19 protein-coding genes are annotated in these 24,577 nt (G+C 48.6%); 14 read left to right on the top strand and 5 right to left on the bottom strand.

What is annotated here, in order from left to right; all coding sequences use genetic code 11:
- Position 1 precedes the first annotated feature (1 nt).
- The 6 genes from HHL17_RS17835 to HHL17_RS17810 all read left to right on the top strand — a co-directional run bounded on the left by HHL17_RS17835 (position 2) and on the right by HHL17_RS17810 (position 6,872).
- The gene (locus HHL17_RS17835) at positions 2 to 1,084 is read left to right on the top strand and encodes an acyltransferase family protein (protein ID WP_169226183.1); all 1,083 of its coding nucleotides are present in this window, start codon (positions 2 to 4) and stop codon (positions 1,082 to 1,084) included.
- A 7-nt stretch (positions 1,085 to 1,091) separates the two neighbouring features.
- Positions 1,092 to 2,441, top strand: a complete 1,350-nt coding sequence (locus tag HHL17_RS17830; protein ID WP_169226182.1) for a flippase — start codon at positions 1,092 to 1,094, stop codon at positions 2,439 to 2,441.
- On the top strand, positions 2,438 to 3,661 hold the full coding sequence (locus tag HHL17_RS17825) for a glycosyltransferase (RefSeq protein WP_206156075.1): 1,224 nt from the start codon (positions 2,438 to 2,440) through the stop codon (positions 3,659 to 3,661). The genes HHL17_RS17830 and HHL17_RS17825 overlap by 4 nt, the downstream gene beginning before the upstream one ends.
- Positions 3,662 to 3,765: 104 nt before the next feature.
- Positions 3,766 to 5,262, top strand: a complete 1,497-nt coding sequence (locus tag HHL17_RS17820) for an O-antigen ligase family protein (protein ID WP_169226180.1) — start codon at positions 3,766 to 3,768, stop codon at positions 5,260 to 5,262.
- Between the two features lie 7 nt (positions 5,263 to 5,269).
- The gene (locus HHL17_RS17815; protein WP_169226179.1) at positions 5,270 to 5,995 is read left to right on the top strand and encodes a TolC family protein; all 726 of its coding nucleotides are present in this window, start codon (positions 5,270 to 5,272) and stop codon (positions 5,993 to 5,995) included.
- Positions 5,996 to 6,017: 22 nt separating this feature from the next.
- Entirely contained in the window at positions 6,018 to 6,872 is an 855-nt protein-coding gene (locus HHL17_RS17810; protein WP_169226178.1) for a carboxylesterase family protein, read from the top strand.
- Between the two features lie 27 nt (positions 6,873 to 6,899).
- Here HHL17_RS17810 and HHL17_RS33840 read toward each other — a convergent pair whose 3' ends face one another.
- The 5 genes from HHL17_RS33840 to HHL17_RS17785 all read right to left on the bottom strand — a co-directional run bounded on the left by HHL17_RS33840 (position 6,900) and on the right by HHL17_RS17785 (position 15,000).
- Positions 6,900 to 10,157 carry a PKD domain-containing protein gene (locus HHL17_RS33840; protein ID WP_169226177.1) on the bottom strand — a complete coding sequence of 1,086 codons (3,258 nt, stop codon included), beginning with the start codon at positions 10,155 to 10,157 and terminating at the stop codon, positions 6,900 to 6,902.
- 208 nt (positions 10,158 to 10,365) lie between these two features.
- Positions 10,366 to 11,382 carry a polysaccharide deacetylase family protein gene (locus HHL17_RS17800; protein WP_169226176.1) on the bottom strand — a complete coding sequence of 339 codons (1,017 nt, stop codon included), beginning with the start codon at positions 11,380 to 11,382 and terminating at the stop codon, positions 10,366 to 10,368.
- A gap of 111 nt (positions 11,383 to 11,493) precedes the next feature.
- Positions 11,494 to 12,750, bottom strand: a complete 1,257-nt coding sequence (metK, locus tag HHL17_RS17795; protein WP_169226175.1) for a methionine adenosyltransferase — start codon at positions 12,748 to 12,750, stop codon at positions 11,494 to 11,496.
- A gap of 20 nt (positions 12,751 to 12,770) precedes the next feature.
- Entirely contained in the window at positions 12,771 to 14,129 is a 1,359-nt protein-coding gene (locus tag HHL17_RS17790; protein ID WP_169226174.1) for a DUF4270 family protein, read from the bottom strand.
- A 52-nt stretch (positions 14,130 to 14,181) separates the two neighbouring features.
- On the bottom strand, positions 14,182 to 15,000 hold the full coding sequence (locus HHL17_RS17785) for a glycogen/starch synthase (protein WP_169226173.1): 819 nt from the start codon (positions 14,998 to 15,000) through the stop codon (positions 14,182 to 14,184).
- Between the two features lie 110 nt (positions 15,001 to 15,110).
- On the opposite strand from HHL17_RS17785, the gene panC reads away from it, so the two are divergent.
- From panC to HHL17_RS17745, 8 genes are all read left to right on the top strand, one after another.
- Positions 15,111 to 15,974, top strand: a complete 864-nt coding sequence (gene panC, locus HHL17_RS17780; protein WP_169226172.1) for a pantoate--beta-alanine ligase — start codon at positions 15,111 to 15,113, stop codon at positions 15,972 to 15,974.
- 171 nt (positions 15,975 to 16,145) lie between these two features.
- Positions 16,146 to 16,490, top strand: a complete 345-nt coding sequence (gene panD / locus HHL17_RS17775) for an aspartate 1-decarboxylase (protein WP_078672978.1) — start codon at positions 16,146 to 16,148, stop codon at positions 16,488 to 16,490.
- Positions 16,491 to 16,535: 45 nt separating this feature from the next.
- Positions 16,536 to 17,555, top strand: a complete 1,020-nt coding sequence (locus tag HHL17_RS17770) for a lysylphosphatidylglycerol synthase transmembrane domain-containing protein (protein ID WP_169226171.1) — start codon at positions 16,536 to 16,538, stop codon at positions 17,553 to 17,555.
- A gap of 306 nt (positions 17,556 to 17,861) precedes the next feature.
- Complete coding sequence (gene ppk1 / locus HHL17_RS17765; RefSeq protein ID WP_240975902.1) at positions 17,862 to 20,054, top strand: polyphosphate kinase 1; 2,193 nt, start codon at positions 17,862 to 17,864, stop codon at positions 20,052 to 20,054.
- A gap of 154 nt (positions 20,055 to 20,208) precedes the next feature.
- Positions 20,209 to 21,108, top strand: coding sequence for a Ppx/GppA phosphatase family protein (locus HHL17_RS17760; protein WP_169226170.1), 900 nt, complete (start codon positions 20,209 to 20,211; stop codon positions 21,106 to 21,108).
- A 77-nt stretch (positions 21,109 to 21,185) separates the two neighbouring features.
- Positions 21,186 to 22,001, top strand: coding sequence for a 3-methyl-2-oxobutanoate hydroxymethyltransferase (gene panB, locus HHL17_RS17755; protein ID WP_169226169.1), 816 nt, complete (start codon positions 21,186 to 21,188; stop codon positions 21,999 to 22,001).
- Between the two features lie 566 nt (positions 22,002 to 22,567).
- Positions 22,568 to 23,638 carry a saccharopine dehydrogenase family protein gene (locus tag HHL17_RS17750; protein ID WP_169226168.1) on the top strand — a complete coding sequence of 357 codons (1,071 nt, stop codon included), beginning with the start codon at positions 22,568 to 22,570 and terminating at the stop codon, positions 23,636 to 23,638.
- Positions 23,639 to 23,680: 42 nt separating this feature from the next.
- On the top strand, positions 23,681 to 24,571 hold the full coding sequence (locus HHL17_RS17745; RefSeq protein WP_169226167.1) for a DUF1338 domain-containing protein: 891 nt from the start codon (positions 23,681 to 23,683) through the stop codon (positions 24,569 to 24,571).
- Positions 24,572 to 24,577 lie beyond the last annotated feature (6 nt).

Below are 24,577 nucleotides of genomic sequence, written 5' to 3'. Positions count from 1 at the left end.
CATGGCCACCACACTTCATCCATCGTCCAACAGGCTGGCCTGGATTGACTATGCTCGCGGGATTGCTATCCTGCTGGTACTTTACCGTCATATTTTTGAAGGCATCACCCGGGCTGGCCTGGGAGAAGGCCAGTTTGACTGGCTGGAGAATGCCAATATTATCTTCTACAGCTTCAGGATGCCGTTGTTCTTCATCCTGTCTGGTGTATTTATTGCCAAAAGCCTCGCTAAAAGAGGGGTCCGCGATCTGATCGTCAATAAATTCAATATACTGCTGTACCCTTATCTGCTCTGGTCTTTCATACAAATTACGATACAGATATTATTGGGCGGATTTGTTAACGCACAACGTGGTTGGGCCGACTATGGCTATGTTTTCGTTTATCCGAGAAGGATAGACCAGTTCTGGTATCTCTACGCTCTGTTCAATGTAACGGTATTGTATATACTCACCCGTGAAAAACTGCGCTTCACCGTATGGCATCAGCTGATTATCGGTACCATCCTGTATTTCATATCCAGCTACGTATCGGTAAAACATATCGACCTCGGCTTTGTATATGACATCTGCCACTTCTATGTATTCTTCGCCATCGGGGAACTGATCTCCGGTGTGATCCTGGACCAGCAGTACCTGCCACGGTTCAGTTCATGGAAGCTGTTTGCCTGGCTGCTGCCGGTTTTTGCTATTGGTCAGTGGTATTTCCTGCAAACCAACCTGGCGCATCAGGACAATCTTTTTGTAGAAGAGCATCAGCCGGCATTGTTTGCCTTGATTGCCTTGGTTGGTTGTGCGTTTATGATCAACATTTCATTCCTGTTGCAACGGTACAACCGCTTTAAGTTATTACGGGTAGCGGGATATCATTCGCTGTATATCTATGTATCGCATGTTTTGGTGGCATCAGCCGTACGCATGTTCCTGGTAAAGGTATTGGGTATTGTTTACCTGCCTGCTTTACTGGCGATCTGCTTATTGTTTGCCGCCGTTGTACCGGTGCTGCTGTACAAACTAGCCATGCGCGCAGGCGCCTGGTGGCTGTACAGCCTGGAAAGGCCGGCATTAAAACCTCAAGTCAACTGAACAACTAATGAGTGAACCGAAATATACCTATTGGTTAAAATCCGGCATCTATAGCGGGATGCAGAAAATGGCCGTATTGCTGTTCGGCATCGGCAGCGTGCTGGTGCTCACCCGTTCGTTGCCTAAATCCGATATGGGCGTATGGAACCTGTTCCTGGTATACACCGGCATTATTGAAATAGTACGGCAATCACTGATTAAAAACGCGGTGATCAAGTACATCAACGGACATCCTGCTTCCGAGCACCCGCTCATCCAGACCGCTGCGCTCTATCTGAATATTGCCATTACCTTGTTGATCGGGATACTGATCAGCAGTTTTATTTACCCCGTCAGCCACCTGTTACAGGCGCCGGACCTCGCTCCCGTCATGTATCTGTTCCTGCCGGGATTATTACTGTTGATACCGTTTTCCCACTTTGAATGGATACAAAATGCCAATGCTGATTTCCGGGGGATATTCTGGGGATACCTCAGCAGACAAGGTATTTCGTTCGGACTGATTATCATTCACCTGCTGATCACCGGACGGGTATCGCTCACCGCGCTGATCCTGTATTACAATGCAGGCCTGCTGGGTGGTACTGTTATCTCTTTCTTTTTTGCACGGAAGTTTTTACACCGTCCGGCTGCGCGTTACCGGGAATGGTTCCTGCAGCTGTGGCATTTCGGGAAGTTTGTGTTTGGCACCAACATCAGTTCATCCATCTTCCGTAATACAGATCAGCTGGTGATCTCCTCTTATATCTCCACCGCAGCGGTAGCGCTTTACGGCGTATGCATGCGTATATCCAACCTGGTAGATGTGCCTTCGCAGGTACTGGGAGATATTCTTTTCCCCCGCAGCGCGAAGATGATGGAGGATGGAAACCTGGGCATGGTGAAGTATTACTACGAAAAGGCAGTCGGCGCTATCCTTGCCATTGCTGTACCTGCGAGCATTGTTATCATGTTATTTCCGAAGCTTATACTGACCATCATTGCCGGCAAAGGGTACCAGGAAGCAGCGCCTGTTTTACAGGTTACCATCTGTTACGGAATATTTCTTCCGTTTATTAAACAGTTTGGCACGATCATGGATTCTATCGGCTCGCCCAAAACGAATTTTTTTGTTATAACGGTAACGGCTATATGCAATATATTCATCTGTATGCTATTAACCCGCCAGATCGGCATTATGGGAGCAGCCTATGGCACCATGATTTCCTACGGCATCTGTTTCATCATCACCCAGGTGATCCTGTACCGCCGGTTAAAAATCAACCTGCTGAATGTATGGCAATACATGATTGAATTTTATCCCGATATGCTCTCCGTAGCACGTCAACGGTTAAACCCTAAATGGAAAGCAAGATGATCAGGAACAGAGATATCATTGTTACCGGCCTTCAGCCATGGGACATAGAGATCGGCAGCAACTGCCGCAATATCGCCATGGAATTGTCGCGCCACAACCGTGTGCTGTATGTGAACAGAGCGCTGGACAGGATCTCTGCCCTGCGGCAACGTCAGGATGCCAAAACACAAACAAGGCTCAACAGCCTCAAAGGCATCACCAACGACCTGCAGCAGGTGGCTGATAACTTATGGACGCTGGACCCAAGGACCATGCTGGAATCCATCAACTGGATGCCCGTAGCCTCCATCTTTGATCGCCTTAATCTTATCAACAATAAACGGCTGGCTAAACAGATCAACCAGGCTGTTCAACGGCTGGAATTTAATACCCCGCTCCTGTTCATCGACAACGATTTTTTCAGGGGGTATTATCTGCCTGAACTGTTGAAAGGTGTCAGTCAAACGATCTATTATATCAGGGACAACCTTACCTGTCTGCCTTACTTCAAAAAACACGGCCAACGGCTGGAACCACAGCTGATGCAACGTGTTTCCATGGTGGCGGCCAATTCCGCCTGGCTGGCGAATTACGCCGCGAAGCACAACCCATCTTCCTTCGACATCGGGCAGGGCTGCGACCTCAGCTGGTTGCGCGTGCCGCCCGCTGCACGGCCAATGGACATAGCGCAGTTGGAAGGACCCGTTATTGGCTACGTAGGGGCGTTACTGTCAGCCCGACTGGATATCGCCTTACTGGAAGAAATCGCCACCCGTAAGCCCGAATGGAATTTTGTGCTGGTAGGGCCGGAAGATGACAACTTCAAAAACAGCCGGCTGCATCAGCTGCCAAACGTACTGTTCACCGGCAACAAACCGTTTGACGCATTGCCTGCATACATCAACAGTTTCGACGTATGTATCAACCCGCAAAGCATCAACCCCATGACCATCGGCAATTATCCCCGTAAGATCGATGAATACCTGGCACTCGGGAAACCGGTGGTGGCTACCGCAACAGCGGCCATGGAAATGTTTGCGCCTTATGTATATCTGTGCGGCGATGCCGCAGGGTATATCCATCGCATCGCCACGGCTTTGCAGGAGCCGCTTGACAGGGACAGGGAGGAAAGAAGAAAAGCGTTTGCCCTTTCCCATACCTGGGAGAACAGTGTTGCCGAAATGGGCCGGCAATTTGAAAATGTTATTCAACCTAAAAAAGCAACCTATGCAGGAAAATAAATTTTCTGATGACAAGCTGCTGTTGATCATGGTGACAGCCTTCATCGCCTTTACCATGATCTTCCTTTATCTCAAAATTTTGTTTTACTGAAACATCATCCATCATGCGTGCTTTAGTGGCAAATATTTTTAAGATCGATTCCTGGTCCCGTATGCCTGACACCATATGGGCCTATATCAGCATGTTCCTCGTTGGGCTGGCCATCAGTTACGCCCTCACCTTCATTGATTACAGGCTGGGCTTTTTGCTGATGGGAGGTATGATAGGCGGTGCTGTGACCCTTGTATGTTTTTTTAATACCAAAGCCGGTTTCTTTATCAGTACCGCGCTGGGCTTTTTTATGTTCTACCTCAAAAGGATGACTGATGACGAAGTGCCTTTTGGGGTGGCGGTGGACGTGCTGATAGCCGTTACTTTCATCGGTTCCTATTATAAAAAGAAACTCGGTGGCACCAGCGCATGGGCACATTTTGCCAACCCGATCACTTATCTCCATCTGATCAACCTCGCCTTTCTGCTGATACAGTTGTTCAATCCTTCCATGTTTTCCGTGGAAGGCTGGTTGTTCACCACCCGTAAGTTTTTCAACTTCGTGATGATCTATTTCACTGCGCTGAATATTTTCAACAGTAAGAAAGACATCATGGACTTTCTGAAGCTGTGGTTGATACTTTCCGCCTTCGCAGGCTTCTATGGTTGCTTTCAGCAATGGCATGGCCTCTTTGGCTTTGAAGAACACTGGGTAACCAGCGACCCCGTACGTTACCGGCTTTATTTCCAGGGCGGCGACATCCGGAAATTCTCCATCCTGTCAGACCCCACTGCATATGGACTGTTGATGGCTACCAGTATCATATTTGCCGTGGTACTGCTGTTGAATACCGGTAATAAAAGACACCGGAAGATGTTGCTGGCCGGCATCCTGTTTATGGCGCTGGGCATGGCCTATTCCGGCACCCGTACGGCTTACATCATGATCCCCGCCGGCCTTGTCCTGTTTGCGATCATGACCATCACCAACCGTAAGACGCTGATGTTTATCATCGGTTTCATGATGTTTTTCAGTGTGCTGATATTCGGGCCTTTCCACAGCAATGGTACGGTGAACCGTATCCGCAGCGCCTTTGAATTTTCTGACGACGAATCGCTGGATGTGCGGGATAAAAACCGGGCATTCATCCAGCCATATATCTGGGACCATCCGCTGGGTGGCGGCGTGAGCACCAGTGGTGTGCAAGGCATTACCTACAATCCCGGTCACCCGCTGGCCGGGTTCCCGCCTGACAGCGGATACCTGCGCTCCGCACTGGAGACGGGATGGGTAGGCCTGGCCCTCACCTGCTTCACCTTCTTTGTATTGCTTTACCTCGGTGTAAAGAACTACTACCAGTCCCGCAACCGGGAAACACGGATTATCTATGTCGGCATCGTTGCCAGCCTGTATGCCTATGTAGTGGCCAACTACGCACAGGTAGCCATCGGACAAACGCCGGGCGCATTTTTCTTCTATGCCGCTGGCGCCATCATTATCCGGCTACGAAATTTCGAAACTGCAAATCCCAATACAGATAACAATAACCTTAAACCAATTTTAAAGTAATCGACACATGAAAAAGAATATGCTCCTTGCCTGCCTGTTTGTTGCAAGCACCAGTGCCTTCGCACAGGCACAGAAACCCGGCACGCCCGTTGCCGCTACATCAGCCAATACCGCTAATGCCCCGTTTGATATCAGAGACCGTCTCGTGGAACTGGCCCTGAAAAACCCCGGCATTAAAGTCAGGGATTTCGAAAGAGATAAAGCAGTGGCGGAACTGAATAAAGCCGGCGCCTCCTGGCTCAACTATGTGACTGTCAGCTCCAACCTGAACGAAGTATCACTGGGTAAATACCGCGGCACCACCGATCCCCGCAACTCCCTTTTCTACCCGCTGTGGAACGTAGGTATCAGCGTGCCACTGGGCAGCCTCGTACAAAAAGGCAGTGATGTGAGAGTAGCCCGCAGGAATCTCGACATCGCCTCCGCCCAGCAGGAAAGCGCCCACCGTCAGATCAAAGCCATGATCCTTTCCAAATACCATGACTATCTGATGAATAAAGAACTGCTGACTATACAGAATGAAGTAGTGGAAGATGATTATGCTATCTTCTCTCAGGCAGAAGCCAAACTGGCCACCGGCAGCATCTCCTATGAAGAGTATAGCTCCGCGTCCAAAAAATATAACGACGATCGTTTCAAGAAAATGAACATTGAAAGGGACCTGAACGTGGTAAAACTGGAAATCGAAGAGATCATCGGTACGAAACTGGACGATGTATTAGCACAGCACTAAGCGTTTTTTTATTCTGTTATTTATGAGAGCAGTGGTTCTGCCTGAAGATGATAATGTCATGAATTACACAAAAAAGACACACACAGCCTTTCTCAGCTTATGCTGTGTGCTTACCTGTTTGTCGCTGTCTGCACAACGCAATATGGACAGCGTCCTTGTTACTACCAGTCAATGGAAAAAAGTAGGTGCTTTGATCCACCTGCCGGAGGATTATTATCTGACGACCAAAGACTATCCTGTGATCATCTGCCTGCATGGAAAGAGTAAAGCAGGGGCAGATCTCAAACGATTAACCCTGGAAGGCGTGCCCTATTGGCTTAACAATGGTGCCCGGATACAGGCTAAAAACCCCGCAGATGGTAAACTCTATAAATTTATCGTAGTAGCCCCACAGGCTTCCAGTTGGGGGCTTAAGCCGGCCGAAATCAACAGCATACTGGATGACGTCGAAAAAAGATACCGGATTGATAAATCCCGTATATACATCACCGGTTACAGTGCCGGCGGATGGGCCACCGTGATGGCCCTGACCGATTCCCGTAAGCTCACCAGCCGCATCGCAGCCGCCGTTCCAATGTCAGTGGCCTCTATCGATAAAAAGAATGAAGGCCAGTTTAAACTGGTGGCCGATGCCAGCGTGCATTGCTGGTATTTTGCCGGTTCAGATGAACTACATTTTCTGGAAGAATGTCAGCGTTATGTAGACAGTACAAACAAATATCAGTCAGGGCTGGCACAGATCAGCGTTATCCCCGACTTCGGGCATCATTCCTGGAAACAATTGTACGATCCTCGTTACAGGAACAACGGCATGAATATCTATGAATGGATGTTGCAATACCGGCAGACAGGAAAGATGACTGCGGGCGGGAAATAACATCAGGCAGCAGGGCTGCCTGATGCATCAATATATTTTAATAAACTTTTTAACTATTTTAAGTGCGTCCCCATCAGTAACATGAAGGAAATATACACCACAGGGCAAAAAGCTAACGTCGAGGCTTCTCTGTAATTCTGATACCTGCCCCAGGTTGATGGTAGACATCACGGCACCATTGCCTGCCAGGATACGCAGTACTGTATAAGCTGGCGAAATCAACGACAGGCGCAGCTGCAACGTATTGTTTACCGGATTGGGGAAGATCGTAAGTTTGTTGGTGCTGTCCGGGTGATCATCGTTTTTTTTGACAGTGATGATGACCACAGCAGAAGCGGTATTGTTATTATCGTCGGTGACGGTCAGCATAAAATAATACACGCCCGGAGCGGTAAAGGTAACAGGCGTTTGTGCTGCGCCGGGGTCCAGTATCTGCACACTGGCAGGGCCCTGTTGCAGTTTCCAGGTGTAGGAAGTGATACTGCCGTACGATACGGAAGAACCGGTACCATCCAGTGTTACGGTACTATCCGGCAATCTTATTTCCTGATTCTTGCCGGCATTGGCAATCAATGTCGCTGCACCACGCGGTTTCACTGTAACCGTGACACGGGCGGCGTCAGTAGCCCCTTTGTTGTCTGTTACCGTTAATTCAAAAACATAAGTGCCTTCCGTAATCAGTCCGCTCACACCGGTTTGCGCCTGATCAGATGCTGCAATATTAGCAGTGGCCGGACCAGAAATCTGTGTCCACTTATAAGCGGCGATGCTGCCGTCCGGATCGTAGGAATCAGACCCATCGAGCGTAGTGGCACTGACAGGCAGGGTGATGGTAATATCGTTGCCCGCACTGGCTACCGGTGGTTTATTGGACGGTGCTGTGCCGGTGTATTCATCTGCACCAATATCCCAGGCTGCGCCGGAAGGCCGTGCATCTCCATCTATATCGGTTTTAAAATAAGCAGAGAGGTCTTTCCCCTTGTCAATGGCCGGCGAGCCTGTCGCCAGGTGAAAATCATTATTCGTGACATCCACAAACTTCGCGGCATTGATATCTGCCAGGGCCACGTTGTTGGTTACCTGTGCATCGATGCCTGTCTGCACATTGAGATAGTCTGCTGTGCCCTGCGGGCTGCCGCAGTTCACGGTCAGGTTGTTGTAGAAGAGATTTCCTTTTGCCACCGTAGAAAAAGAATTCTGCATACGGATACCATCCCTGCCGGCATTCACCACAGTGTTGTTGAATACATAAGCCTGCAACGGCGTGTAGTCTGGCTTGGTAGGCCTGTCGTCGATGAAGATAGCGTCCTGTCCTACTGCTGTACCATCCTTCCCTGCATCTACCACGATGTTATTGTAGATGTAGGACAATCCGGTGCCGAACAGTTCTATACCATTACCGGTACCTTTGATCACCGTGTTATTATATACTTTTCCGTTAGACAGCCCGCCGAGTATGATACCCGCTTGCTGACTGCCTTTATTGGTAGTGCCGTAGTTATATACCTTGTTATTGAAGATCTCTACATTCTCCGGGGCAGAGGCCACCTGGATACCGTCCCATCCTGTATTCTGGGTAGTAACGTTGTATATCTTCAGGTTGTACATGCGGGGCGGCAGCAGGTTGAGCGTATTCCCGTTGCACACCGTTTCAGTTCCGCCGGGTGCAGTATTGCCGATGTACATGCCTTCGCCGATCACATCATGAATGTACAGGTCATGTAATTTCACGTTGCGTATTTCAAAATAAGGGGCCTGGTTTTCGGTTTCACAGTCGGGGTTGACCTTCGCCATCACGCCTACTTCAGAACCGGTAATTTCGAACCTTTCCGCTTCATAGTCCGTACATCCTTTCCCGATAGCCAGGCCGGAGCTGAGTTTTTTGGAGACGCCGTTGACCACAAACCCGTATTTCTGGCTGCTGCCGGAGCCTGTCACTTTAAAATACTTCACGTTATTGAAGACGAGGCCATAGTTGCCACCATTCCCTATTTTTACCTGGCCGCCGCAGTTGATGAACACTATTGGCTTAGCGCCGGTGCCGCTGAAGTTGAAGAACTGTATATAAGCATAGTCTCCTGCCTGTACGCAGACCGTATCACCCGGTTGTACATTGAGATTGTTACCGTTGATATAAGCGCCGCCGTCGGCTCCTTTTGTCACGAGGAACTTACAGCTGCCACAACCTCCGCTGCTGGCGGCTGTCACCTGCACCGTTACTTTGGTGCTGGCTTTTAAACCGGCATTGTCCGTTACCGTGAGGGAGAACACATAGGTACCTGCCTTCAGATTACTGACGGTGGTACGTGCTGTGCCCGGACTGGCGATGGTGGCTGCTGCCGGACCGCTGTCCTGTTTCCATTCGAAGGTGCTGATCGTGCCGTTAGAAGCAGAAGACGTCGAACCATCGAGGGTGGCGGTGCTGACCGGCAACGTTACCGCGATATTGGATGCCGCTACGCGGGCTACCGGCGCGGGAGTGCTTCCCCCCTGCCGGAACTGCAACATCCATTCATAGATGTTGGGGTTCTGATAAGCATGTGTAGCATCGTAAGCGCGGTCCCATACGCCATCATCATGGCCGCCGCCGGAATAGAAGGTAGACAACGGCTTGCTGGACGGATTACAGCTCTGTATGCGGCTGGTATAAGTAGTCTGGTAACCAGCGAAATTATCTGTGCTGCCGCACAGCATCCAGCTTCCCAGGTTAGCCGTGGCAATGTTGCAAAGCCCGCCTAATTTAGGAACGTCTATCGGTGCGGAGGAAACCGGAACGATAGCGGCGAGGTTGGAGGCATAGTTACTGCCGCTGGCCACATAGTTCAATACACCATAGCCTCCGGCGCTTAATCCTGTCAGGTAAATCCGGGAGGCATCTACGCGGTACTTTGCTTTCATGTCGTCTATGACGCTCTGCACCATCTTTTCGTTGGCCCATCCATCCGGTATCTGCGGAGATACTACGATGAACTTATACAACTTCCCGCCTACGGTAAACTGCATATTGGCGCCCTTGCTGATAACACGCGGCACACCATGGGCCAACACCGTATTGAGGGTGCCTCCATCACTTACGCCATGAAGGAAGATCAATAACGGATAATTGTCGGAAGTCCGGGCATAGTCATCAGGAAGGTGCAACCAGGCACCAGTGGTAGCGGAGGGGGCAATCTTGACTGTACTCTGTGACTGGTTTCCCTGCGAAAACACGACATGAGCATAGCAGATCGCACAAAGTATAAGGCAGGTACTGACGATCGACCTGTAGCTGAGTTGGTTCTTCACGATTGGCTAAAAATTAAATAAGGTGCCTACAAATACCTCATAAGATTAGTTAAACTGCAAAACTGATGCAAACAAAAATAGGGTAGAATTATGTTTTTTTATGAAAAAAACAAATATAAATGTTTGAATAATCCAATGAAAAATATTATATATAAAATACTATAAAAGAGCTAGTTGAAAGATTTAAATAGATAATTATATTTTAATATTAATTTCGATGAATATTGTTTTGTCTACATATCTTTTTCAGCCGGCCATAAAGCAGGATACCTTTTACCGCTTGTTCTATCGGTAAGGAAGGTCTTTCACAATTAAAACGGTGCAGAATACGGGGCGAAATATCCTGTCGTTGGTTGCCTGTACCAAACACGAGGTCCATCGGATTTTCTTCCTGGAACAACCGGTCGAAGAAGGTACGGCTTACACCTGCATCACTGTGGGGAAAAGCGAATACACGATAGTCGATACCAAATTGATTGACAAGATATTCCACCGACTCCCGGGTCTGCATCAATTGCTGTTCCAGGGTCAGGTCAGAATAATAAGGATGGTCAACACTATGGCCGCCAATAGCAAATCCGTCAACCAGCAGCGCCTTCACCTCTTCTGTGGTCATAAAGGGCCGTTGCTGCTTCAGATAATCCTCAAAGGAAACCTGCAACAGTGCCGCCACATCATCAGTCAAACCTTTGTTGCTGTAACGGACCGCCTTCAGCGCTGCAGTCAGTCCGCGCTCATCAGGAGGCAGCAACGCTGCCGCTTCCTCCAGCACTGCTGCACTGTAGGACCGGGTTTGCAGGGCTTCTATCAACAAGCTGATTTTAAACTTGTAGAAGAGCGTGCGGTTATCCAGGAAAGCGTTGTTAAGGAAAAACACCGCAGGCACGCCTTTGCGGCGCAACAACGGTACGATGACTTCCGCCACTTCGCGTAGTCCGTCATCAAACGTGAGCAGGAATGCGTTGTGCGGCAGGGTGAGTTGACCGCGCGAAGCCTGTATTACTTCCTGTAGGGTAACTGGCTTAAAATGGCGCAACAGATAGTCAACGTCCTGTTCAAAAAGCCGCTCGTTCTTATAGGGGTACAGATGTTTGATATGGGGTACATCCGTATTGTTAACGAGATGATGATAAGGCAGCAGCAAATGCATAGGTAACGGGTGCTGCAATGTCTTTAACGGGATTAAACCAGCCGCATGGTAAAATGCCTTTTTGGCCAAACTCATACCGGATAATATTATTGTGCTGTAAAGATAACAAAAGGGAAATGGCATCCAAAGCAAAAGGGCTGTTGTATCCTATGACACAACAGCCCCCTGGTAAAAAACGGAGTAATATTAAAGTGCGAAAGCAGCTTTTACTTTATCCACGTAGTCGAGTTTCTCCCACGTGAACAGTTCTACTTCCACAGATTTTTCATTTTTCTTGCCTTTGTTGAACACTTTGGTGATCACCTGCGGATCGCGGCCCATATGACCATAAGCAGCAGTTTCGCTATAGATCGGGTTACGCAGTTTCAGGCGTTGTTCGATAGCATAAGGACGCAGGTCGAAAATTTCTTCTACTTTCTTAGCGATCTCACCATCTTTCAGGTTCACTTTAGCAGTGCCGTAAGTATTTACGTATATGCCGCATGGTTTAGCCACACCGATAGCATAAGATACCTGTACCAGTACTTCGTCGCATACACCGGCAGCCACCAGGTTTTTGGCGATATGACGGGTAGCGTAGGCAGCGGAACGGTCTACTTTGGAAGGATCTTTACCGGAGAAAGCGCCACCACCGTGAGCACCTTTACCACCGTAAGTATCTACGATGATTTTACGGCCGGTCAGACCGGTATCACCGTGAGGGCCACCGATCACAAACTTACCGGTAGGATTGATGTGATGATGAATATCGTAGCCTTCGAACAGTTTTTGCAGCTCTGGTTTCAGTTTCGCTTTCACGCGGGGGATCAGGATATTGATCATGTCCGCTTTGATCTTCGCCAGCATTTCGGTATCGTCAGCGAAATCGTCGTGCTGTGTAGAGATAACGATCGTATCGATACGAACCGGTTTGTTGTCATCGGAGTATTCGATGGTCACCTGTGATTTGGCGTCCGGACGCAGATAAGTGATGTCTTTATTCTCACGGCGCAGGGCAGCCAGTTCCAGGAGGAGTTTGTGGGCCAGGTCCAGTGCCAGCGGCATGTAGTTCTCTGTTTCACGGGTAGCATACCCAAACATCATACCCTGGTCGCCGGCGCCTTGTTCTTCCGGAGAAGAACGGTCCACACCCTGGTTGATATCCGGAGACTGCTCGTGGATAGCGGAGAAGATACCACAAGAATTGGCTTCAAACATATATTCACTCTTGGTATATCCGATTTTACGGATTACTTCACGGGCGATGTCTTGTACATCCAGGTAAGCTTCTGACTTTACCTCTCCCGCCAGTACAACCTGTCCGGTAGTTACCAATGTTTCACAAGCTACTTTGGAAGACGCATCATATGCCAGAAAATGATCGATCAGTGCATCAGAAATCTGATCTGCGACTTTGTCAGGATGTCCTTCTGAAACTGATTCAGACGTAAATAAATAAGGCATAAAAGTATGGATTAGCGATTTTAAGGTTTAGTATAAATGATTCGCAATTTAATGTTATACTGAGACAGATTGCTGCCACCAGCTTTCAGACGGTCAATATCCGCATAACTAGTGCGTGCCACCTGCAGTCGGAAACCAGAGTTGGTTTCTTGTTTTTTAATTAACATCTGCAGGAAGGTCCCGATGTTGAACGAGTACTGGGATACCTGTACACCGCCGAAATTGGTGACCACTACTTTTTTGCCACCGAAATAATCATCGCCGCGAACGGTTTGGTCAATCACTTTTTTGAGGGTGTCGTTAGCGCCTGAATATTGCAACAGGCTAAGTTTAGCTGGTTCCGTAAAGATATTGTTCATGTCGCCGGAGCCGACAGTGATCTGGGTGATCACCAGTTCCGCCTTGTTGATCACAGCGTTGGGGAAATTCTCCAGTCCGGGGATCAACACATTGGTATACAGTCCCGGTGTGCTTTGCAGGAACAACACACTGTCCCCGTTGGCATTGCCGGTATTGATAAATCTGCTGGCTTCCGAACCGTTATAGTTACGCGCAATAAAATTAGCATGACCGCTTCTGCTGCCAAAGCCAAAGGTAGCACGCAGCGAATCATCCACTGAGTTCTTGTAAAAAACGGTCAGCTTGGTGTTGGCGCCGCTCATGTCGAAGAACAACATGTTGCGGTTGGCACCGGAAGTGGTGTCAGGAACAAAAGCAAAACCTTTCAGATAAGCACGAAAAGTAGAGTCGTTAGTAAAAGCGCCATCCGATTTCTGTTGCAGCAGGTCATTACCAAAAGCATTGGACAGCTTAATACGCAGCTGGGCTGTTTCTTTGGTGCCGTATACGCTGACAGAATCACGTATAGTCAACGGCGTTACTGTGGCAGTACCCAGCAATTCACCGGGGTTATATTGTAACGGTTTGTTGTAAGCGTAGTTGGAATCTATCCTGAATCCTTGTTCAGCCATCCTGTAAACGCGGTACGTCTGTGTGGTGGTGGAATCTCCTTTGTAACCCAGATAAGCGAGGGACAATACCACAGAATCGAGGGTTTGCCCCGTACCTGCGAATGTAAAGGCGCTGGAGGGAAGGCCTACCTGCATGAACACAAAAGCATGGGTTTTGCCAAAAACAGGGTCAGTGGTAATGGAGCCAAGCGCTTTCTCGTAAAAGTTGTAACCGTTAAAAAACAGGGAGTCGTACTTGTATATGTTATTTGTGATAACGCCATTGATGGTCGTATCCTTCCCATTCACAAAGTCGCCCGGTGGAATAAGCCCCTTTCCGAGGATAGTAGACTCGTTGCATCCGGAAACACCGTACAACAGCGCAAAAGAAGCGGCTACAAAGCTAAGGTTCCTGAAATTAATCTTCACGCGTTAAGATTGTAAGTTTAAATGAAGTTGGCGAAAATTCACCAAATATAGGTTATTTACCAAGCAGTTGATTGTAAAGTGCCAGGTAATCAGCAAGATCATCATTGTCTTTTTTGTAAGGTAAGATGATTTTGCCTTTTTCCGCCTTCAGTTCATCCACAACTTTTTTCTCCACCTTCTCTCCGGCCAGTACCACTGCGTCAGCATACTTGCCGGCCCCTCTGTTTAACGCTGTATTGGTGCCCTCTTTAAAGAGCTCCAGATCCTTTTCCTTGATCTGGTTGCTGATGGTCGCCTTCTTGATAAAGGAAGCGCCCAGCTTTTCCTTGAAGCTATTGGGGGACAAAGAATAAACAATTTTGGAATGGGCGAAAACCGGCTCCTTCTTGTATGCTGTTTTCAGATACATCGGGATCAGGGAAGTCATCCATCCGCTGCAATGAATAATGTCCGGCGGCCATCCGAATTTTTTAACGGTTTCCAGGGCGCCTTTACAGAAGAATACAGACCTTGCCGCATTGTCATCAAAAAACTCTTCATTTTCATCTGCAAATACGGTCTTCCGCTTGAAATAATCCTCGTTATCCAGGAAATACACCTGCAAACGGGCATTGGGCAGGGAAGCCACCTTGATGATAAGCGGGTAGTCATCCCCATCTATCACAATGTTGATTCCCGACAATCGGACCACCTCATGCAAGCGGTGTCTTCTCTCATTAATAATTCCAAATCTTGGCATGATCACTCTCACCTCCAGGCCAGCCTCATTGGACTTAATTGCCATTTTATTGACCATCGCCGCATAATCACTCAGTTCCAGGTATGGCGACATCTCTTGGGCAATAAAAAGAATTCTTTTCTTTGTGGACATTTAACGCTGATTATTAATGCAGTAATTTTTAATTTGGCTTGCAAAATTACGGATTTTTTACGGAATATTGGCCAATCTGTCAGTTTTAACATCCTTTTAAGCAATGTTTTATGTATCTATTTAAGCGCAGCAATGACCTGAAGAAGCACCTGGACCTGGTAAGAAAAAGCAGCAAAAGCATTGGTTTTGTGCCTACTATGGGAGCCCTCCACAACGGGCACCTGTCACTTATTCAGGAGGCCAAAAAAGAAAATGACGTTGTCGTCTGCAGCATTTTTGTCAATCCGACACAATTCAACGATCCCAAAGATTTTGAAAAATATCCCATTACTATTGAAGAGGATATTAAGAAATTAAACGATGCGTCCACAGATATACTTTTTCTGCCATCTGTTGAGGAAATGTACCCGGAAGGACTGGCAGGTGGTGAACATTATGACTTCGGCGACCTGGAAACCATTCTCGAAGGCAAATTCCGTTCCGGCCACTTCCAGGGGGTAGGTCGTATCGTACACAAATTACTGGATATTGTGCAGCCTCACAAGCTTTTTATGGGACAAAAAGATATGCAGCAATGTTTAATAATACGTAAACTGCTGCAGATCACTAATTCAACGATAGAATTGGTCGTTTGCCCTACCCTGCGCGAACCTTCCGGCCTCGCCATGAGCAGCCGCAACGAACGCCTCTCTCCCGCCGCCCGCAAAAAAGCCGTCGCCATCTACCAGGCACTGCTCAAACTCCGCGACGAATTCGGTAAAGGCCTCTTCCTCCTCGAAGCCGCCCGGGAAGCATTCGACGACCTGAAACAACAAGGCTTTGAACCAGAGTATGTAGACATCCTCCTGCTGAAAGACGGCCACCTCGGCCATATGGACGAACCACCAGGCGATCACACCGTCATCGCCGCCATCGCCGCCTGGCTCGATGGTGTCCGGCTGATCGATAACATGGTCCTGCAAGGAGCGATATAACGTCATCACATAAAAACACAAAGGAGCGAAGGTCTGACCCGACATTCGCTCCTTTGCTTTTATACACAGTGCCCTGCCATCCTTTGTGTCTTTGCGGGAACCCTTTGCCGGAATACTTTTTTTTCCTAGCTTTGCGAACTGCTCATTTAGCAATTATAGTTCAGAACAATCATGCAAATAGAAATATTAAAGTGTAAGATCCACCGTGCGGTTGTAACGGAAGCTAACCTGCAATATGTTGGAAGTATTACAATAGACGAAGACCTGATGGATGCTGCCGGCCTGATCGAATACGAAAAAGTACAGGTGCTGAACGTCAACAATGGTGAAAGACTGGAGACATACGTAATTAAAGGCAAAAGAGGCTCCGGCGTTATCTGCATGAACGGCCCCGCCGCCCGCCTCGTTGCTCCCGGTGATGTTGTGATTATTATTTCCTATGCCACGATGGACTTTGAAGAAGCAAAGAAATATACACCTATTGCCATTTTCCCCAAAGAAGGGAACAAATTATAATCCCTTCACCATAACAGATCGCTAACACCCTAAAATCTTTGGATGATGCCCAAAACGCTTAAGAACGTCATTAAGTTTATATGTTTTTTCGGCATCGGGGTGCTCCTGATATGGCTGGTCACCAAAGACCTTACTCCGGAACAATGGGACCAGATCAACGCCGCTCTCCGCAAAGCCAACTACTGGCTGGCCATCCCCGCTGTGGTCATGGGCCTCGTCAGCCATTGGCTCCGTGCTACCCGCTGGAAGCTGCTCATGAAACCACTGGGACACCAACCCTCCACCCTTAACACCTTCTTTGCCGTCATGGTCGGATATCTCGCCAACCTGGCCGTTCCCAGGCTGGGGGAAGTTACCCGCTGCGGCATCCTGGCACAATATGAGAAAATACCGGCCGATAAGCTCGTTGGCACCATGATCGCGGAAAGAGCAGTCGATATGCTCTGCCTCCTGCTGCTGATCGCCGTTACCATCCTCACACAGATAGATGTACTGGGCGCCTACGTGCACCATGATATCTACCTCCCCATCGCCGCCAAAATAGCCAATGCCAATGGCATGCAGCTCCTGCTACTGGCCGCTGTGGCGATAGCAGTCATCCTCGCCCTCCTCTGGCTCCTGCGCCGGTTTGCCCGCTCTAAAGCGGCCATTACCGTCAAAGCACTGGCCAAAGGCGTCATGGAAGGTATCTTGTCCATTGGTAAAATGGAGAACAAATGGTCCTTCATCCTTCAAAGCATCCTCATATGGGGCTGCTACCTCTCCCAGGTATATATCGGCTTCTATTGCCTCCAGGACACCTCCCACCTGGGCATCAGCGCGGCCCTCGCCGTACTCATGATCGGCAGTATCGGCATGATCGTCACTCCCGGCGGTATCGGCGCCTATCAGGCGCTGGTACAGAAAGCCCTTGAACTCTACGGCATCTCCTACGTGATCGGATACGCCTTCGGCTGGATCATCTGGGTGGTACAAACACTGCTCGTGGTGTTCGTAGGATTCCTCAGTCTCGTGGCGTTGCCTATCCTCAACAAAAAACAAACAGCGGCTCCGGCCAAATCCTGATCAATACTGATAGCAACATCTTACCACCGGCGTATAAGCGCAGGCGTTATTGTTATGGAATATTTCCCGGGCAATCATGTTGTATTCCTGCTTTTTCAGGAAGATGATTGCGGCTTGTTCCCCCAGGGCTAAAGCCCTGGGCCAAGATGTTGAATGCACTTCCTTTTTATACCGATGATTATCTTTTGTTTCCTACTGCGCTGATTTGACCGGTTTTTCTTAACTTTAATTTAATGGCATTACATCCGCGAAAGCAGTATTATCGTGGATTAAACAACGTGAATTTTTGAATGTAAACTTGTTTGTATGAAGATGCCACATACGGAGAATCTCGAAATTATGACACCAACTATAGCACCCACAAAGAAAAATACCAGCAAAAAAAATACGGCCAAAAAGACACCGGCCAAAAAGCTCCCGGTCCCCAAAGTACCGGTGCTCCCCGCCAAAAAACTGATCGCCCGCGATATCAGCTGGCTCTCCTTCAACGCAAGAGTATTACAGGAAGCCGCAGACACCAGCGTACCACTGCGGGAACGTATCCGGTTCCTCGGCATCTTCTCCAATAACCTCGATGAATTTTTCCGCGTCAGGGTAGCCACCCTCAAACGCATGATGTCCATCAATAAGTCCAATAAAATGCACCTCGAGGAAAACCCGGGGAAAATACTGGACGACATACAAGCTACGGTAATAGACCAGCAACGCGAGTTTGACCGTATATGGAAAGACATCGCACAGGAACTGGAAACAATGCATATTTTCCTGCGGACAGAAAAACATCTCAACCGGGAACAACAGAAATTTGTGCTCAACTACTTCAATGAACAGGTGCGCACCAATATCATCCCGCTGATGATTGAAAGTATCCAGCAGTTCCCCATCCTGCGTGATAAATCCATTTATCTCGCCGTGGTACTGGCCCGCCAGGACAACTCCGTACGGCAGAAATTTGCGTTGATTGAATTACCATCCAACGTATTGCCACGGTTTATCATCCTCCCTTCCAAAGAAGGTGAACATGACATCATTCTGTTGGAAGACCTGATACGCTTCTGCCTCCCGCATATCTTCTCCTACTTCGGTTACGATAAGTTCTCTTCCCATATCATCAAGGTGACCCGCGATGCGGAACTGGACATCGACAACGATATATCCGACAGTCTCATTCATCAGATTGAAAAAGGCCTGAAAGACCGGCGGAAAGGCAAACCGGTACGGTTTGTATACGACAAGGACATCGATCCGCTGCTGCTCGAATACCTGATCCGCAGAATGGGGCTCTCCGGCAAAGACAACCTCATTCCCGGCGCCCGTATCCATAATTTCAAAGACTTTATGGATTTCCCGGATTCTATCTTTCCACCACATACCCATCGTAAAACCTTCATCCATCCGCTGTTTGCCGATGCACCCAGCGTGATGCACGTCATACAGCGCCAGGATGTGATGCTGCACTTCCCCTACCACTCTTTCGATACCATCATCGATTTGCTGCGGGAAGCTGCTATCGATCCGAATGTGTCTTCCATTAAAATTACTGCGTACAGGCTTGCCCGTAATTCCAAAATTGTGAATGCACTGGTGAACGCTGCCCGCAACGGAAAACAAGTGACCGTGGTGCTGGAACTGCGCGCCCGCTTTGATGAAGCCGCCAATATCGACTGGAAAACACGTCTCGAAGATGAAGGCGTAAAAGTATTCCTCGGCATTCCCGATATGAAAGTGCACGCCAAACTGTGCGTGATCAAAAAACGGATCGGCACCAAAACCGTGCAATGCGGCTTCGTCAGCACCGGCAACCTCAACGAAAGGACTGCCCAGGTATATGGCGATCATTGCCTGCTGACCGCCAACCGCTCCGTGATTGCGGACATCAACCGTATCTTCTCTTACCTGGAAAGCCCCCGCCACGACATTAAAATTCTGGAAGGCTGTAAAACATTACCGATAAGTCCGCTCAATATGCGCGATACTTACATCCGCCTGATAGACCGCGAGATCAAGAACGCCAAAAACAAAAAGAAAGCCAGCATGGTGTTGAAGATGAACTCCCTCTCCGACCCCATCCTCATTGGCAAACTCTATGAAGCGGCCAAAGCCGGCGTAGATATCAAAATGGTGATCCGCGGCATCTGCTGCGCCTTTACAGAAAATAAAAAATGGAAAAAAGATATCACCGCTGTCAGCATTGTCGATGAATACCTCGAACATGCACGCGTATTTATCTTCCATCATGGCGGCGCCGAAAAAGTGTTCATCGCCTCCTGTGACTGGATGGTGCGCAACCTCGACCACCGCGTGGAAGCAGCCGTGCCTATAACGGACCCGGATATACGTAAAGAACTGGCGGATATCATGAACATCCAGCTCAGTGGTAATGTGAAAGCCCGTATACTGGACAACGAACAAACCAACCACTACAAGAAAGAAGGCGATAAAAAAATCCGTACGCAAATCGAGATTTATAAATATCTGCACGACAAGCAGTACAAATAAGATTTAGTTACTTTGATATTTAGCTATCTATAGTGCCACTACAACACAGCCCTCTAAATAGCTAAATATCAAAATGCTCAAATAACCATATATTCAAATGACCAAATAGCCAAATGAAGTGTTATTTTTGTGTCTCAAAACAGACTGATAATTAATGAAGTTAGCTGCGATTGATATTGGTTCCAATGCCGCCCGGTTGCTGATCTCCGAAGCATCACCCAATAGTGCGGGAACGATGGACTTTACCAAAGTGAACCTGGTAAGAGTGCCGCTGCGGCTCGGTTTCGACGTATTTGACCATGGTTCTATTTCAGAAAAAAGAGCGACACACCTGATAGACACTATCAGGGCCTACAAACTGCTGTTGGACGTTTACGAAGTGAAATACCTGAAAGCATGCGCCACCTCTGCCATGCGGGACGCCTCCAATGGCAACATGATTTTACAGGAAGTGAGGACACAGACCGGTATCGATGTCCATATCATCTCCGGACAGGAAGAAGCATCTTATATTTACGAAAACCATATCGCCGAACATCTCGACAAAACAAAGTCGTATCTCTACATTGATGTAGGCGGCGGCAGCACCGAGCTCACGCTCTTCAGCGGTACCCGCCTCGTTTTCAAGGAATCATTTAATATCGGTACCATCCGCCTGCTGCACCAGCAGGTGCCTGACAGCGCCTGGCAACAGCTGAAAGATTTTCTCAAACAGCAACTCAGGACCATCGGACCGGTGATCGCTATCGGCTCCGGCGGCAACATCAACAAAATATTCTCGCTCTCCAAACGCAAAGAAGGCAAACCGCTTTCACTTGATACACTGAAGGATTATTACAAGGAATTCAGCGCCTTCACCGTGGAAGAACGCATCCACGTATATAACCTGCGGGAAGACCGTGCAGACGTTATCGTTCCAGCCCTTCAGATATACATCAATGTGATGCGCTGGGCCGGCGCCGAAGAAATATATGTGCCCAAGATCGGTCTCGCCGACGGGCTGATACAAGCGCTGTACCGGGAAATAGCCGTTCCGGCAAATGGTTTCCAGTGACCACACATAAAATAATTTTCCTTTTTCCTTTTTATATCATAACCTTTGAGGAATTTTTGGTATAAAACAACATTGCTATGTCTGTGCATAAGGACGTAAAGCGTATCACTACGCATGTTTTACAGAAGATGAAAGTAGACGGAGAAAAAATCTCCATGATCACGGCCTATGATTTTTCCATGGCCAGGATTTTTGACGACGCCGGCATCGACGTTATTCTGGTGGGCGACTCTGCCTCCAACGTGATGGCTGGCCATGAAACAACGCTGCCCATTACGCTCGATCAGATGATCTATCACGCATCGTCTGTTATACGCGCCATCAAACGCTGCTTCGTGGTGGTAGACCTTCCCTTTGGCTCCTATCAGGGCAACTCCAAGGAAGCCCTTAGCTCTGCTATCCGTATCATGAAGGAAACAGGCGCTCATGGCATCAAAATAGAAGGTGGCGAAGAGATCATTGAATCCGTGAAAAGAATCATCTCCGCCGGTGTGCCGGTCATGGGGCATCTCGGCCTCACGCCGCAGTCCATCTATAAATTTGGTACCTATGCCGTACGTGCCACCGAAGAGGCCGAGGCCAAAAAACTGATCGCCGACGCCAAACTGTTGCAGGAAGCCGGTTGCTTCGCCATTGTACTGGAGAAGATCCCTGCTACCCTCGCCAAAGAAGTGGCCGAAGCGGTACATATTCCGATTATCGGTATCGGCGCCGGTAAACATGTAGACGGGCAGGTACTGGTAATGCATGATATGCTGGGCATCAACAAAGAGTTCAAGCCCCGCTTCCTCCGCCGCTACCTCGATCTCTATACAGAGATTTATGGCGCCACTCAGGCCTATATCAAGGATGTAAAAACGAAGGATTTCCCGAACGACAACGAACAATACTAATAACATAACCTGCCGAACATCGCGTCAGCATTGTTTTAGCAGGCAATACCAGCACGCCGCAGGGTGGTTGATCATCTTCCCCTTACAAAGGGAATACCGTCATCCGCCTGCGGCGTGTTTTATTTTTACCCTCCGGAAATCCGCGCCAGTCCGCTTTTCCACCCCCGTCAGCCTTATTTTTATCCAGCCGCAGAAAAACTTTGCCCTGCTTTGTGCCGCTATTCCGCAATTTTTCCCTATATTAGCTCTTTCATTATCATCAATGAACTACCTGTTAAACATACAACTCTCTCTTCTCTCCTATCTGCGGAGCACCTGCTCCCATGTGCCATGAGTTGGAAAGGCAGGTAATATTTTTTCCCTGAACATATTTTTCGTAGGTCCCTCCCTGTTAGGGATTCCTGTTGCGCTGTAACGGCCGCACCAGCATTTATTTTATATAATGCTGATATTATGCCCTGCAAACTTGGTAAATTTTACCAGGTGCTGTCCTCTTGTATAAGAGCGGGCATACTGTGCTTACGTTTCGGCCAGTATCTGTGTATTATTAATAATTCCAATAGATTATGAAACGTGTAATGATTATCGGCGCCGGCAAGATCGGCGAAACAGCAGCATTCCTGTTACAACAGTCCGGTGACTATCAGGTAACGCTGGCAGACAGTAACCAGGCATTGCTGGACAAATGTACTGACGCTAATATCAGTAAAGCCAGGCTGGACGTAAACGACGCTGCTGCGCTGGAAAAAGCCCTGGAACCACAGGACATGGTGCTGAGCGCCTGCCCTTTCTTCCTGAACGTGAAAATCGCTGCGGCCGCTGCCAAAGCGAAAACACACTACTTCGACCTGACCGAGGATGTGGCCACGACCAATGCTATCCGCGAAATTGCACAGAACGCGGAAGTGAGCTTTATGCCACAATGTGGACTGGCACCGGGTTTCATCAGCATCGCTGCTTATGACATCGCCAAACAGTTCGATACCCTCGACTCGGTAAAACTGCGCGTAGGCGCCCTGCCACAGTTCCCGACCAACAGCCTGATGTACAACCTCACCTGGAGCACAGACGGCCTGATCAACGAATACTGCAATCCCTGCGATGCCATCTATGAAGGCGAACGCAAGGAAGTAATGCCGCTCGAAGGTTACGAACGTTTTGCCCTCGACGGCATAGAATACGAAGCCTTTAATACTTCCGGTGGCCTCTCTGCCCTCGCGGAAATACTGGATGGCAAAGTATACAACCTCGATTATAAAACCGTACGGTATCCCGGTCACTGCCAACTGATGAAAATATTGCTCAACGAGCTGAAACTCAATAAAAAACGGGATGTACTGAAGGAAATTATGGAAGATAGCATACCTTTCACCCCACAGGATGTGGTACTGGTATTCGTATCTGTGTCTGGTACCGTTAATGGCCGATCGGTACAGCGCTCCTACTCCCGTAAGATCTATAATCAGGAGATAGGCGGCAAAGACTTTACCGCTATCCAGCTCACCACTGCCGGTGCAGCCTGTGCGGTAATAGACCTCCATGCCAAAGGCCTGCTGCCAGGCAATGGATTTGTAAAACAGGAAGACGTGATTTTCAAAGACCTGATCAGCAACAGGTTTGCTCAATATTATAATTAGCAGTCAGCCACAGGCTGGCCGCAGGAAGCTCAAACAAACGCCATGTTACAAGAAGTATTAAACGGCCTGATGAGCCGTTACCAGGAGCGGGTGCCGGACGTGTCAGCAGTGATCGCTGCCATGGTCAGCAACGGATTAATCGGGAAAGCAGACGATATCGAGAACGATCATATCGCCTTCCGTACCATGGGAGTGCCGCAACTCGGCGTACAGTCGCTGGAGAAGATCTTCCTCCACTACGGCTATACGAAAATGGACCACTACTATTTTGCCTCCAAAAAGCTGGACGCATGGTGGTATGCACCGCCATTGCCGAAGTATCCGCGCATCTTTATCAGTGAGCTGCGGGTGAAAGACCTGAGCCAGACAGCACAGGATATTATCACCAGTTACACCGATGAAGTAAAAGCAGACCCCGTAACGCTCCTGGACCTGGATGACAGCAAAGCCGTAGACACCTTCCTGCACAGTGGGCTCTGGCGTACTCCTACCCTGGCGGATTTCCAGACACTGGCTGCTGAAAGCGAATATGCCGCGTGGGTGATTTATAACCGCTATTACCTGAACCATTTTACGGTGAGCGTACATAACCTGCCCGCAGGATATAACACCGTTGCGGAGTTTAACCAGTTCCTCGAACAAAATGGTTTTATCCTCAATGACGCCGGCGGAAAAATCAAAACCAGTCCGGATGGTAAACTGCTGCAAAGCGCTACCGTAGCGGGCATGATACCGGCCACTTTTGCCGGTGGCGACACCATCAAAATCGCTGGTTCCTATGTGGAATTTGCGGAAAGGAAAGTGCTGCCGGAATTTGCAGGCCTTCCAGCCACTGCCGTCCGTCGCGAACACCGCCGGGAAGGCTTTGAAGCAGGTAATGCCGACAAAATCTTTGAAAGCACGTACTCCACCCAAACGAAAAAAAGTTCCTAATTTAGT

Origin of the sequence: Chitinophaga fulva (genome assembly GCF_012927205.1) — a bacterium.
Lineage (GTDB): Bacteria > Bacteroidota > Bacteroidia > Chitinophagales > Chitinophagaceae > Chitinophaga > Chitinophaga fulva.
Note: the sequence above shows the minus strand (reverse complement) of the source record. Positions and strands in the feature narration are given on the sequence as shown.

Coding starts and splice junctions, on each gene's coding strand:
- HHL17_RS17835 (WP_169226183.1), top strand. CDS start 2: ATGGCCACCACACTTCATCCATCGTCCAACAGGCTGGCCTGGATTGAC.
- HHL17_RS17830 (WP_169226182.1), top strand. CDS start 1,092: ATGAGTGAACCGAAATATACCTATTGGTTAAAATCCGGCATCTATAGC.
- HHL17_RS17825 (WP_206156075.1), top strand. CDS start 2,438: ATGATCAGGAACAGAGATATCATTGTTACCGGCCTTCAGCCATGGGAC.
- HHL17_RS17820 (WP_169226180.1), top strand. CDS start 3,766: ATGCGTGCTTTAGTGGCAAATATTTTTAAGATCGATTCCTGGTCCCGT.
- HHL17_RS17815 (WP_169226179.1), top strand. CDS start 5,270: ATGAAAAAGAATATGCTCCTTGCCTGCCTGTTTGTTGCAAGCACCAGT.
- HHL17_RS17810 (WP_169226178.1), top strand. CDS start 6,018: ATGAGAGCAGTGGTTCTGCCTGAAGATGATAATGTCATGAATTACACA.
- HHL17_RS17800 (WP_169226176.1), bottom strand. CDS start 11,382: ATGAGTTTGGCCAAAAAGGCATTTTACCATGCGGCTGGTTTAATCCCG.
- metK (WP_169226175.1), bottom strand. CDS start 12,750: ATGCCTTATTTATTTACGTCTGAATCAGTTTCAGAAGGACATCCTGAC.
- HHL17_RS17785 (WP_169226173.1), bottom strand. CDS start 15,000: ATGTCCACAAAGAAAAGAATTCTTTTTATTGCCCAAGAGATGTCGCCA.
- panC (WP_169226172.1), top strand. CDS start 15,111: ATGTATCTATTTAAGCGCAGCAATGACCTGAAGAAGCACCTGGACCTG.
- panD (WP_078672978.1), top strand. CDS start 16,146: ATGCAAATAGAAATATTAAAGTGTAAGATCCACCGTGCGGTTGTAACG.
- HHL17_RS17770 (WP_169226171.1), top strand. CDS start 16,536: ATGCCCAAAACGCTTAAGAACGTCATTAAGTTTATATGTTTTTTCGGC.
- ppk1 (WP_240975902.1), top strand. CDS start 17,862: ATGAAGATGCCACATACGGAGAATCTCGAAATTATGACACCAACTATA.
- HHL17_RS17760 (WP_169226170.1), top strand. CDS start 20,209: ATGAAGTTAGCTGCGATTGATATTGGTTCCAATGCCGCCCGGTTGCTG.
- panB (WP_169226169.1), top strand. CDS start 21,186: ATGTCTGTGCATAAGGACGTAAAGCGTATCACTACGCATGTTTTACAG.
- HHL17_RS17750 (WP_169226168.1), top strand. CDS start 22,568: ATGAAACGTGTAATGATTATCGGCGCCGGCAAGATCGGCGAAACAGCA.
- HHL17_RS17745 (WP_169226167.1), top strand. CDS start 23,681: ATGTTACAAGAAGTATTAAACGGCCTGATGAGCCGTTACCAGGAGCGG.